Source organism: Ardenticatena maritima (genome assembly GCF_001306175.1).
GTDB lineage: Bacteria > Chloroflexota > Anaerolineae > Ardenticatenales > Ardenticatenaceae > Ardenticatena > Ardenticatena maritima.
Genome location: NZ_LGKN01000003.1, coordinates 89,941 through 102,339, shown reverse-complemented (window position 1 = coordinate 102,339; position 12,399 = coordinate 89,941). Strand labels below are relative to the sequence as shown.

9 protein-coding genes and 1 tRNA gene are annotated in these 12,399 nt (G+C 63.1%); 4 read left to right on the top strand and 6 right to left on the bottom strand.

Annotation, left to right across the window (positions count from 1 at the left end; translation table 11 throughout):
- Positions 1–204: 204 nt before the first annotated feature.
- The 6 genes from SE16_RS00710 to SE16_RS00685 form a co-directional block, all read right to left on the bottom strand.
- Positions 205–277: transfer RNA gene (locus SE16_RS00710), tRNA-Asp, on the bottom strand.
- A gap of 88 nt (positions 278–365) precedes the next feature.
- Positions 366–1,427 carry an RIP metalloprotease RseP gene (gene rseP / locus SE16_RS00705; protein WP_060687079.1) on the bottom strand — a complete coding sequence of 354 codons (1,062 nt, stop codon included), beginning with the start codon at positions 1,425–1,427 and terminating at the stop codon, positions 366–368.
- 83 nt (positions 1,428–1,510) lie between these two features.
- Positions 1,511–2,314, bottom strand: coding sequence for an isopentenyl phosphate kinase (locus SE16_RS00700; protein ID WP_054493614.1), 804 nt, complete (start codon positions 2,312–2,314; stop codon positions 1,511–1,513).
- A gap of 15 nt (positions 2,315–2,329) precedes the next feature.
- On the bottom strand, positions 2,330–5,917 hold the full coding sequence (gene mfd / locus SE16_RS00695) for a transcription-repair coupling factor (protein ID WP_054493613.1): 3,588 nt from the start codon (positions 5,915–5,917) through the stop codon (positions 2,330–2,332).
- Positions 5,918–6,011: 94 nt separating this feature from the next.
- Positions 6,012–6,665 (bottom strand): endonuclease III, encoded by a 654-nt coding sequence (gene nth, locus SE16_RS00690; RefSeq protein ID WP_060687077.1) that lies wholly within the window; start codon positions 6,663–6,665, stop codon positions 6,012–6,014.
- Complete coding sequence (locus SE16_RS00685; protein WP_054493612.1) at positions 6,662–7,360, bottom strand: sucrase/ferredoxin-like domain-containing protein; 699 nt, start codon at positions 7,358–7,360, stop codon at positions 6,662–6,664. Before SE16_RS00685 ends, nth begins: the two co-directional genes overlap by 4 nt.
- 78 nt (positions 7,361–7,438) lie before the next feature.
- On the opposite strand from SE16_RS00685, the gene SE16_RS00680 reads away from it, so the two are divergent.
- The 4 genes from SE16_RS00680 (at position 7,439) to SE16_RS00665 (ending at position 12,380) form a co-directional block, all read left to right on the top strand.
- Complete coding sequence (locus SE16_RS00680; protein WP_054493611.1) at positions 7,439–8,437, top strand: isocitrate/isopropylmalate dehydrogenase family protein; 999 nt, start codon at positions 7,439–7,441, stop codon at positions 8,435–8,437.
- A 267-nt stretch (positions 8,438–8,704) separates the two neighbouring features.
- A complete protein-coding gene (locus tag SE16_RS00675; RefSeq protein WP_200907372.1) occupies positions 8,705–9,517 on the top strand; it encodes an ABC transporter ATP-binding protein in 813 nt (270 codons plus the stop codon).
- Between the two features lie 44 nt (positions 9,518–9,561).
- Complete coding sequence (locus SE16_RS00670) at positions 9,562–11,481, top strand: long-chain fatty acid--CoA ligase (RefSeq protein ID WP_054493609.1); 1,920 nt, start codon at positions 9,562–9,564, stop codon at positions 11,479–11,481.
- Between the two features lie 26 nt (positions 11,482–11,507).
- The gene (locus SE16_RS00665) at positions 11,508–12,380 is read left to right on the top strand and encodes a branched-chain amino acid ABC transporter permease (RefSeq protein ID WP_054493608.1); all 873 of its coding nucleotides are present in this window, start codon (positions 11,508–11,510) and stop codon (positions 12,378–12,380) included.
- Positions 12,381–12,399 lie beyond the last annotated feature (19 nt).

Below are 12,399 nucleotides of genomic sequence, written 5' to 3'. Positions count from 1 at the left end.
CGAATAAACTTGTAAGGAATTGGACAAATAGTATATGACATGAGGGTAAAATGAGCAAAGCAAAATAAATCTCTGTCTTTGGCGTCAAGCCCAATTAACACCCATGACGAGAAGATGCATTCCTCTCCTGCTTGCCCTTCATTTAAAACCAACAACAAACACCCGCCTGCTAGCGGGTGTTTGTTGGCATTCTATACATTTGAACGGGCGCGACGGGGTTCGAACCCGCGACCTCCGGCTTGACAGGCCGGTGTGCTAACCGCTGCACCACGCGCCCTCTTGTCCTCTCGCGAAGACGGGCGGCATTATAGCCGCATTGTGCATCTTGTCAAATCGCTGTGCGCATCTGCACGGAGACGCACAACTCACGGCATGAGCGAATCGCCGGAGAAGATCCGCAGCACGTCAAAGTACGTCACGATGAGGACGAAGCCCAGCAAAATCGCCATGCCCACAAAGTGCACCAGCCCCTCTTTTTCGGGGGAAATGCGCTTGCCGCCTCGCACCACTTCCAGCAGAACGAAGACGAGCCGCCCGCCGTCCAGCGCGGGCAAGGGCAACAGGTTCAAAATCGCCAGGTTGATGCTCAGCACCGCCGTGAAATTGATGAGCGCCAGCACGCCCCCCTCGCGCGCCACTTCGCCCGTCACCTGTGCAATCCCCACCGGGCCGGCCACCGCTTCGCGCCCCACTTCGCCCCGCAGCATGGCGCTCAGCCCATTCAAAATCAGCAGCGATGCGCGCTTGGTCGCCGCAAAGCCCGCCCGGAACGCTTCAATCGGTCCGTAGCGCTCAATCAGGCGGTCGGTAATCTGAATGCCGATGGGCCCCTCGCCTTGCGGTGGGTTTTCACGCGGCACCAGCGTGATTTCCATCTCGCGGTCGCCGCGCCGCACCACCAACGTCAGCGGTTGGCCGCGAAACTCCTGCGTAAGGGCTTGCAACTGCTCGCTCGTGGTCACGCGCTGGTTGGCAACGTAGAGGATGACGTCGCCTTCGCGCAAGCCCGCTTCGGCGGCGGGGGAGTTTTCGGCGACCGCCAGAATCGTGATGGCGTTCGCCGGTTTGTCCGTCGGCACGCCCGCCACCATGGCCAGCAAGGCGAAAAGCGCCACCGCCAGCACAAAGTTCATGAAAGGCCCCGCCAGCAACACCAGCGCACGCGCCAGCGGCGGCTTGGCGGCGAAACTGTCGGGGTGGGTGGGGTCTTCTTCCCCCAGCATGCGCACAAAGCCCCCCAGCGGCAACCAGTTGAGGGTGTACTCGGTATCGCCATGCTTGAAGAGCGTCAGCGCACGGGGTGGGTAGCCAATCCCAAATTCCAGGACTTTGATGCCCGCGGCTTTGGCGGCCACGAAGTGGCCGATTTCATGCACCAGCACCAGCAACCCCAAAACAACGGCAAACGAAACAAGCGTTATCAGCATACGAATGAACCTCGCACCTTCAAGAGTTGTTGACGTTCAAAAGATAGTTGAAGTATAGCCACAAACAGCGTTCGCTGAAACCTTCACGCCCGCACGATGCGCGTGCCGGGCACATCTTCCCCCAGCAACGCCCGCTGCAACAGGCCGGGCGTCCGCCCGGACGCGATGATGACTTCCACCTGCGGCAAGCGTTCCACCAGCGCCAACATCTGCTCCACCTTGCGCACCATGCCCCCCGTCACGTCGGTGCCGCGGGCGCCCTGCACACCGGCGCGCTGTTCGGGCCAGGTGGCGGGCGTAATGCGTTCCAGCAGAGGGGGCGTCGTGTCGCCCGTGGGGGGATGCGCAAAAACGCCGGGCACGTCAGTCAGCAGGAGCAGGCGCGTCGGCGGCAACTGCTCGGCGAGCGCCAGCAATACGGTTTCGGTGGAAACGATGGTGCCGCCCGTCTCCGTCAGCGCCACATCGCCATAGGTGAGCGGGACGCCCCCCCACGCCAGAATGCGGGCGAAGGGGTCCCACGCCATGCGCACCAGCCGCCCCCCTTCCACCAGCGCCGACGCCGAAGGCGGCAACGAGACGGCGGGAATATCGCACGCCAGCAACGCCGCCCGCACCAGGCTGTTGAGCGTCGCGGCGGCGGCGGCAACCCGTGCATACGCCAGCACATCGCGATGCCCCCGCTCGCGGTCGTAGCCTGTTTCGCGCGCGGCGACATGCCCGTAAGAGCCGCTGCCATGGGCGAGCACCAGCGCCAGGTCGGGGTTGGCGTGGCGCGCCGCGGCGATTTCACGCGCCAGCCGCGCCAAGACGTCATGGCGGGCGGCGTAGCGGGCGGTTTTGTCGGTCAGGAGCGAGCCCCCAAGTTTGACGAAGATGCAATTCATGGCTGACTCCAACGGTTAGGGATTGACGGCAAGCGTTTCGATGGCGTTCAGAATGGTCTGCAGGGCGTCGAGTAAGACGGCTTGCCAGCCCTCGCCCACCTGCAAACGCAGGTCGCGGCGGCCATATGCGGCCACGTCCGCCAGCACGCCCGCCTGCGCCAGCAAGCGCGTTTCGGCAGGACCGGGGAGTTCGATGATGAGCGTTTCGCCACGGCGGCGCACAGCGGTGACGCCGGCGGCGCGCGCCAGCAAACGCACGCGCAACAGGTCGAGCAAGGCGGCGGCGGGTTCGGGCAAGGGACCAAAGCGGTCGCGCAATTCGTGTTCGATGTCGTCGGCGTCGTCGAGGGTGCGCGCCTGCGCCAGCCGCCGATAGATGCGCAAGCGGTCTTCTTCGCGCGGGATGTAGGCGTGCGGCAAGAAGGCGGGCACGCCCAGGTCAATCAGCGGTCCCTGCTCATCGGAGATGGAAGGCGGCGCAACGCCGCCAACCGCGGCGGGGGCAAGCCCACGCGCGGCGCGCTTTTCTTCCACGGCTTTGGCGAGCAGTTTGGTATACATGTCGAACCCGACCGCGGCAATGTGCCCCGACTGCCGCGCCCCCAGAATGTCGCCCGCGCCGCGCAATTGCAAATCTTTCAGCGCGATGCGGAAGCCCGCGCCCAGTTCGGTCGCCTCGCGGATGGTTTTCAAGCGTTCCAGCGCCTCGTAGGTCAGGGTCTGTTCGGGCGGGTGGATGAGGTAGGCGTAGCCGCGCCGTGTGCCGCGCCCCACACGCCCGCGCAACTGGTAGAGTTGCGCCAGCCCAAACCGTTCGGCGTGGTCAATGATGATGGTGTTCACGTTGGGCAAATCCAGCCCGTTTTCGATGATGGCGGTGCAGACCAGAATGTCATGCTCGCCTTCGGCAAATTCCAGCATGACCTGTTCGAGTTCGCGTTCGGGCATTTGCCCATGCGCCACCGCTACGCGCGCTTCGGGCACCAGCGCCTGCACACGTTGGGCGACGGCGTAGATGCTCATCACGCGGTTATGGACGAAGAAGACCTGCCCGCCGCGGTCAAGTTCCTGGCGAATGGCGAGACGGATGGCGTCGTCGCTCCATTCGAGCAGGCGGGTGATAACGGGCAACCGTTCTTCGGGCGGCGTGTCGATGGTGCTCAGGTCGCGCACGCCGCTCAGCGCCATGTGCAACGTGCGCGGGATCGGCGTGGCGGTGAGCGTGAGCACGTCTATCGAGGTGCGCAGTTTCTTCAATTTTTCTTTGTGAATGACGCCGAAGCGTTGCTCTTCGTCAATGATGAGCAAGCCCAAATCGTGGAAGAGCACGTCGTCGCTCAGCAGGCGATGCGTGCCGATGATGATGTCCACTTGCCCCGCCGCGAGGCGGTTCAGAATGTGTTGCTGTTGTTGGGGCGTGCGCAAGCGGTTCAGCATTTCAACTTCCACGGCGAAAGGCGCCAGCCGCTTGCTGAATGTGCGGTAGTGTTGCAACGCCAGCACGGTTGTGGGCACCAGCACCGCCACCTGCTTGCCGTCCTGCACGGCTTTGAAGGCGGCGCGGAGCGCGACTTCGGTTTTGCCAAAGCCCACGTCGCCACAGACCAGGCGGTCCATGGGGCGCGGCGATTCCATGTCGCGCTTCACCTCTTCGATGGCGCGCAGTTGGTCTTCGGTTTCTTCGTAGGGGAATTGGGCTTCCATTTCGAGTTGCCAGGGCGTGTCGGGGCTGAACGCAAAGCCTTCGGCTTGCTCGCGGGCGATGTAGAGTTCCAGCAGTTCCTCGGCGATGTCGTCCACGGCACGCTTCGCCTGACGGCGCGCCGTTTCCCAGTCGGTGGTGCCCAGGCGGTGGATGCGCGGCTCGGCGTCGGCGGGACCGATGTAGCGCGCCACACGGTCGGACTGGTGGACGGGAACGTACAGCCGGTCGTTGTTGGCGTATTCGATTTCCAGGTATTCGCGCACCACGCCCTGCACTTCGCGCTGAACCAGCCCGCGGTAGATGCCGATGCCGTGCTCGATGTGCACCACGTAGTCGCCCGGCGCGATTTCTTCCAGCAAGTTTTCCAGCGTCGTGCGGCGTGTGCGGCTTCCCGCACGGCGCGGGGTGGCGCGTTTCCAGCCGTAGAGTTCAGCGTCGGTCAGGAGCGTGAGCAGGGGCTCGCCGTCGGGGCTGTTCAGCACAAACCCCTCGCCCAGCGTGCCACGGACGAGCGTCAGCGTTTTTTCTTTGGGCGGCGTCGCCACGTCGGTGCGCTCCACAGGCGAGAGGCGGGCGCGGTCCAGGGCTTCGCGCAGGGTTTGCGCCTGCCGCGTGATGACGACTTGCGTCTGTTGCCCGGCGTGGCGTTTGAGCGCCTGCACCGCTTCGTGCAAGCGCCCGCCAAAGTGGGGCGCGGCGGCAAACGCACTTTCCAAGCCGTAATCCGCCGATTCGGGACCATAGCCCAGCACAACCGCCCGCCCGTCTTCCAGGCGCTCGCGCAGGTCGTCCCACGTGAAGATGGCGGGGGCGGCGTTGGGGGGCAGTTCCTTGCGCAACATCTGCTCGTCGCGCAGGCGCAGGGCGTCGCGCTCCAGGTCGCTGCTCGCCAGCGCGACTTCGTCCCAATCATCCAGCATGATGAGCGCCTGCGGTGCGAGATAATCGAGGAAAAAGCCCGGCGCGGCGTAGAGATAGGGAATGAAAAACTCAACGCCGCTGAAGCGCTGCCCCGCCAGCAAGCGCCCAATGGCTTCGCGCCATTCCGCCTGCGCCACCTCGTGGAGCGGTTCCAGGTTGAGCGCGGTCAGCCGTTGCGCCACGTCGTCGGGCAAGCGGTGCAAAATGGCTTCGCTGGCGGGCGGCACCACCACGTCGGTGATGGTTTCAACACTGCGTTGGGTTTCGGGGTCGAACACGCGCAGAGAGTCAATCTCATCGCCCCAGAGTTCGATGCGCACAGGCCAATCGTACTGAATGGGGTAGATGTCGAGAATGCCGCCCCGATGGCTGTACTGCCCCGGCACGGTGACGGTCGTCACATGCTCATAGCCCATGGCGTGCCACGACGCCAGCATGAACGCCAGCGAGACTTGTTGCCCCACTTCGTAGCGGCGCACGTAGCGGCGGAAGTGGTCGGCGGGCACGGTGGGTTGCACCAGCGCATGCACCGAGGTGACGATGATGGCGGGGGCGTCGGGCGCAAGCGCCAGGCGGCTGAGCACGTCCAGACGGCGGCGGATACGCTCGTGGCTCCAGGGGGCGCGTTCGTAGGGGTGGGCGCCGGTGTCGGGAAATTCGAGCACCGGCACGCCGTCGGGCGCCCAGCGGCGTATCTCTTCGCTCAGCGAGATGGCGCGTTCGGGGCGCGCGGTGATGACACACAAGGGCGTGCGCACCGTGGCGGTGGCGGCAATCAGGGCGGCGCGCGCCGGTCGCGCCACGTCCAGCGCGGGGGGTGTGGCTTCGCCCAGGGGGGCGCGCTGCGCCGCGTCGTGCAGCCAGGCGGCGACGCCGGGATGGCGCTGAATGAACGCCAGAAGCCCCGCGACGTTGAGGGCGCGGGGCGGCAATGTCTGTTGTGTGTTGGTATCGGTCTGCGGTCTCTCGTTCGTCATCGTTCAATGCGTTGGTTGCGCCTGAAAACGCTTTCGGGCGTTCGTCCTCGTTCGTACATGATAGCACATTTGTGCCTGAACCGAGACGCCCGGCTCACAACGCCGGCTCCGCCGACGGGCACAGGTCGTTGAGCACACAGGCGGCGCATTGGGGACGGCGGGCGTCGCAGACGCGGCGACCGTGGAAGATGAGCAGGTGCGAGATGTCAATCCAATGCTCGCGCGGTACCAGCCGCATCAAATCACGTTCGATTTTCTCAGGCGTCGCGGCTTTCGTCAGCCCCAGGCGCTGCGCCAGCCGCTTGACGTGCGTATCCACCACCACCCCTTCCGCCTTGCCAAACGCCACGCCCAGCACCACATTGGCGGTTTTGCGCGCCACGCCCGGCAGCGAGAGCAGCGCGTCCATGCTGTCGGGCACTTCACCGCCAAAGTCGTGCACGATTTTCTGCGCGGTTTCATGAATGTAGCGCGCTTTCTGGCGGTAGAAGCCCAGCGGCTTGATGATGCGTTCAATCTCGGCGCGGTCAGCCGCCGCCAACGCCTCAGGCGTGGGATAGCGGGCGAAGAGTTCGGGTGTGATGCTGTTGACGCGCTCATCGGTGGTTTGCGCCGAGAGAATGGTCGCCACCAGCAATTGCCACGGGTTTGCATGGTGCAGGGCGCACGTGGCGTCGGGGTGGGCGTCGCGCAGCCGTTCGATGATGGCGTGAATGCGTGTTTCGGGCGGGCTGTGGCGGTCGCTCATGCGCCCCCTCCGCAACACTCGAACCAGAACGCGCGTTGTTCGTCCTGTTCCATGCCGATACGCCCACGCCACAGCGCCGCCACGATACGCCCCTCGCGCAGATGTTCGCGCACAATGCGCTCCACGTCCGCCGGCGTCACCAGCCCGTACCAATCGCCCGACGGATAGACGATGATGTTGCCCGCGAATTTATGTCCACCCAAGTGGCTGGACGCCACCACGCGGTAGCGGTCGCTCAGCCCCTCGCGGTCCAGCACCTCCCAAAAACGGTCCACAAGCGGCGGTCCGGCGCGCCCGCACCGTTCGTCCCGTTCGGCGTGCACACAAACCAGCACATACCCCACTTCCACCGGGCGGTGCGCCAGCCGCGGCGATGGACGCCCGCCCAGGAGATGGTCTTCGATGAGCGTGGGGATGTCCTCCTCACGCAAGCCCAGATAGCGCACGCCGTCGGGGAAGACGAGCACGTCGTAGCCGTCGCCTTCGCTCGGCTCATCCGAGGCGGTCACGCGGATTTTTTGCCCCAGGTGCGGTTCAAGCGGCTTGGTGGCATCGGCAAGGGCTTGCAAAAACCCCCCGCCCTGCTCCACTTTGGGCGCCCAGTGGCGCACCCCCGTGCAGACGATGAAATGGCGGTCGTACCGCTTGACAGAGCCAAGGTGTTCTGGTATCGGTTGCGTCGTCAACGATGACATGTTTCCCCTCTCGTTTGTGAGATTCTCCCTGCAACGGTGCATTGTACCATTATTGACCAACCAACAGAAAGGCAGCCTATGACCACGCCAACCCTTGTTCTCATTCCCGGCGACGGCATCGGGCAAGAAGTGGTGCCCGAAGCGGCGCGCGTTCTGCAAGCCGTCATGCCGGCGCTGCATCTGGTAGAAGCCGAAGCGGGCTGGGGCGCGTTCCAACGCCATGGGGTTTCCGTGCCCCCCGCCACGCTAGACGCCATCCGCCAAGCCGGCGCGGCGCTTTTTGGCGCGGTGCAATCGCCCGCGCGTAAAGTCGCCGGCTACCGCAGCGCCATTCTCACCATGCGCCAGGCGCTCGACCTCTACGCCAATGTGCGCCCGGTGCACAGTCTGCCGCTGCCCAACGCCCGCCCGCACGTCAACCTGCTGATTGTGCGCGAAAACACCGAAGGCTTGTACGTGGGCGAAGAGACCAGCGACGGCGAGACCGTCACCGCACAGCGCCGTATCACCCGCCGCGCCAGCGCCCGCATTGGGCGCGTGGCGGCGCACCTCGCCCGTCAACGGCTCACGATTGTTCACAAAGCCAATATCCTGCCAGTGAGCGATGGGCTGTTCCGCGACACGGTGCGCGCTGTGGTTGCCGAAACACGCCCCGACCTGGCGGTTGATGAACTGCTGGTGGATGTCGCCGCCTACCACCTGGCGCGCACGCCTGAACGCTTCGACACCCTCGTTGCGCCCAACCTCTACGGTGACATTCTCAGCGACCTGGCGGCTGTCTGGTGCGGGGGGCTGGGGCTTGCGCCTTCCATCAACCTGGGGGACGGCGTCGCTGTGGCGGAACCAGTCCACGGGAGCGCACCGGACATTGCCGGCAAAGGCATCGCCAACCCGATTGCCGCCATTCTGAGCGGGGCGCTGCTCTGCCGCTACGTCTGGCGGAACGAAAGCGCGGCGTCCGCTATTGAGCAGGCGGTGGCGACCGCCTTGCAACGCGGCGCGGCAACGCCCGACTTGGGGGGCACGCTCAGCACACGCGAGATGACCGACGCGGTGCTGGCGGCGCTTGGCGCATAGCCAACCTACACAAACGTGTAGTTTTGCCCCTGCGTCGCTCTGCGGTGCGCCCATGAAAGCCTTGACGCCCAAAAGGTGTCAGGGCTTTCTTTTTTTGAAAAGCATTCAGGATTGGGCTATACAAAACAAAATCAATTTCCCCAAAACAGAATAGAACAGAAACAGAAGCCCGCCCCACACACGCTTGACGAAGCCCAAGCGTTTTTCGTATAATCGCGATGACTTTCCCCAACATGGCTGAAAAGCAAATCGCCAATGGAGGCGCATGTGTCTGAACGGCAACCACGTGTACGCCTGAAAGCCGAGCACCTGGGACTTCACTTTGGTGGTGTCGCCGCCCTCACCGATGTGAGCCTCGAAGTCCGCGAAGGTGAAATCCTCGCCATCATCGGGCCAAACGGCGCCGGCAAAACCAGTCTGCTCAACTGCATCAGCGGGCTCTACCGCCCCCAACAAGGTCGCCTCGTGTTTTACGACCGCCAGGGCAACGAGCACAACCTGCTCAAAAAGAAACCCGCCGAAATCGCCCGTCTCGGCATTGCGCGTTCCTTCCAGAACATTGAACTCTTCCGCCACATGACCGTCCTCGACAACCTCATGCTGGGGCGGCATGTCCACATGCAAGGCAACATTTTCACCTGCGGGCTGTACTGGTGGCGACAGCAGAAAGAAGAAATCGAACACCGCCGCCGCGTGGAAGATGTGATTGACTTCCTCGAAATTGAAAACATCCGCCGCAAACCCGTCGGCACGCTGGCGTATGGGCTGCAAAAGCGCGTCGAACTGGGGCGGGCGCTCGCCCTCGACCCCGATATCCTGCTGTTGGATGAACCCATGGCGGGCATGAACGTGGAAGAGAAAGAAGACATGGCGCGCTTTATCCTCGACATCAACCAGGAGCGCGACGTGACGATTGTGCTCATTGAGCACGATATGGGCGTGGTGATGGACCTTTCGGACCGCGTGGTGGTGCTCGATTTTGGGCGCGTCATTGCCACGGGCACACCCGAAGAAGTACGCCAGAACCCGCTCGTGATTCAAGCCTACCTGGGCGATGAAGCCTTGATGGAACAGCTCTAACGCGCGCGCATTTGGCAACCGCAATCAGTCAGTTGAGGACGCCCATGACCGACACACTTCCCAAACTCCTCGTTCACAACGCCAGGCAGTTTGGCGACAAGGTCGCCCTGCGCGAAAAAGAGTTTGGCATCTGGCAGACCACCACCTGGCGCGAACTGCTTGACCGTGTGCGCAACTTCTCACTGGGGTTGATCAGCCTGGGGCTGCGCCCCGACGACAAAATCGCCATCATCGGCGACAACCGCCCTGAGTGGATTATCGCCGAGCTGGCGGCGCAAAGCGCGGGCGCTATCTCCATGGGGGTGTACCAAACGTCAATCGCCAGCGAAGTCCAATACCTGGTGGATTTCAGCGACGCCACGTTCGTTGTCGCCGAAGACCAGGAACAGGTGGACAAAGTGCTGGAAGTGTGGGACCAGCTCCCCAAGGTGAAGTACGTCATCTACTACGACCCGCGCGGCATGCGCCACTATACCCAACCCTTCCTGCTGGACTTTCGCGAAGTTGAAGAAAAAGGTATCGCCTACGGGCGCGAGCACCCCGGCTTGTTTGAGCGCAACGTCGAAAAGACCCGCCCCAATGACATCGCCATCTTTTCCACCACATCGGGCACAACGGGCAAGCCCAAACTCGCCATGCTGACGCACAGCAACCTCATCACCATGGGGCGCAATCTCAACCAGGTTGACCCCCTCACACCCGATGACGAGTACCTTTCGTTTTTGCCGCTCGCCTGGATTGGCGAGCAGATGATGACCATCGCCGTCGGGTTCACCGTGGGGCTGACCATCAACTTCCCCGAAGAACCCGAAACGGTACGCGAAAACCTGCGCGAGATTGGTCCACACGTCATGTTTTCGCCGCCGCGCATTTGGGAAAGCATCGTGTCCGAAGTGCAGGTGAAAATTGAAGACACCACGCGGCTCAAACGCGCCTTTTACGAATGGGCTATGCGCGTCGGCTACCGCATGGCGGACACGATTTTCGAGAAACGCGAACCATCGGCGGCGTTGCGCTGGCAATACCGCCTCGCGGACTGGACGGTCTTCATGCCCATCAAAGATAAATTCGGCTTGCGGCGGCTCAAACGCGCCTACACCGGGGGCGCGGCGCTCGGTCCCGACGTGTTCCGCTTCTTCCACGCCATGGGCGTCAACCTGAAGCAGATTTACGGGCAGACTGAAATCACCGGGATTGCCATTCTGCACCGTGACGGCGACATCAAGTTTCAAACCGTGGGTTTGCCGCTCCCCGAAACCGAATTGCGCATTGACTCCGAGACGGGCGAAATCCTCATGCGCAGCCCGGCGGTTTTCCAGGGCTACTACAAAAACCCCGAAGCCACCGCCAAGACGCTCGAAGGCGGCTGGCTCCACTCCGGCGACGCGGGCTATCTCGACGAAGATGGGCATCTGATAGTGATTGACCGCGCCAAAGACGTGATGACGCTCGCCGACGGCACCAAGTTCAGCCCGCAGTTCATCGAGAACAAGCTCAAATTCAGCCCGTACATCAAGGAAGCCGTGGTGTTTGGCGGCGGCGACTACCCCTTCGTGACGGCGTTCATCAACATTGACTACGAAAACGTGGGCACGTGGGCGGAACGCCGCCAGCTTGCCTACACCACCTACACCGACCTGGCGCAAAAGCCCGAAGTGTACGAGCTCATCCGCCGACACGTGGAGCGCACCAACCAGGACCTGCCGCCCGCGGCGCGCATTCAACGCTTCCTGCTCTTGCACAAGGAATTGGACGCCGACGACGAGGAGTTGACCCGCACGCGCAAGGTGCGCCGCAACGTCATCGCCGAACGCTACGCGCCGCTCATTGCCGCGCTCTACTCAGGGCAACCCGACGTAGAAGTGGATACCACCATCACCTACCAGGACGGCACGACGGCGCGCATCCAAACACGGTTGCGCATCGAAGACCTGACCGGCGAACGCGAAAACGCGGTCGCTTGACCAAGCGAACAACAGACGGGGGGCTCATGGACAAATTCCTGCAACTCACCATCACAGGGCTGAGCATGGGCATGATTTACGCCCTTGTTGCGCTGGGGTTTGTGGTCATCTACAAATCCAGCGACGTCATTAACTTTGCGCAGGGCGAACTGCTCATGTTCGGCGCGTATCTCACCTTCGCTTTTGTGGCGCAATTCGGGCTACCGTGGACGCTGGGCGTCTTGCTGACGCTGATTGCGGCGGCGTTTGTGGGCGTGCTGGCGGAGACCTTCGTCCTGCGCCCGCTCATCGGCGAACCGGTCATTTCGATGATTATGGCGACGATTGGGCTGTCGAGTGTGTTGCGCGCCATCATCAACGCGGTGTGGGGACCCGTGCCGCGCCAGTTTCCCGGCTTCATTCCCACCACCGTGGTGCAAATCGGCGGCGCATCCATCGGCATGGACCGCCTGATTGCCATCGGCGTGGCGCTCGTGTTCCTGGTGGCGTTCACGCTCTTCTTCCGCTACACGCGCGAGGGGATTGCCATGCGCGCCATCGCCGACGACCAGCAAGCGGCGCTGAGCATGGGCATCAGCATCAAGCGCGTGTTCGCCATCGCGTGGGGCATCGCGGGGATTTCAGCGGCGGTCGCAGGCATTATCCTCGCCAACATTGTCGGCGTCAGCGGCGATATCGGCATTCTGGGGTTGCGCGTCTTCCCCGTGGTCATTCTCGGCGGTCTGGATTCCATCCCCGGCGCCATCATCGGCGGCATCGTCATCGGATTGCTTGAATTTTACACAGGCGGCTACATCGGCGAGGGGCTGAACCTGATTGTGCCCTTCATCGTGCTGATTGTGGTGCTCATGGTGCGCCCCTACGGGCTGTTCGGGAAAGAAATCATCGAGCGCGTCTAACAGAAAGGCGACCAAGCAA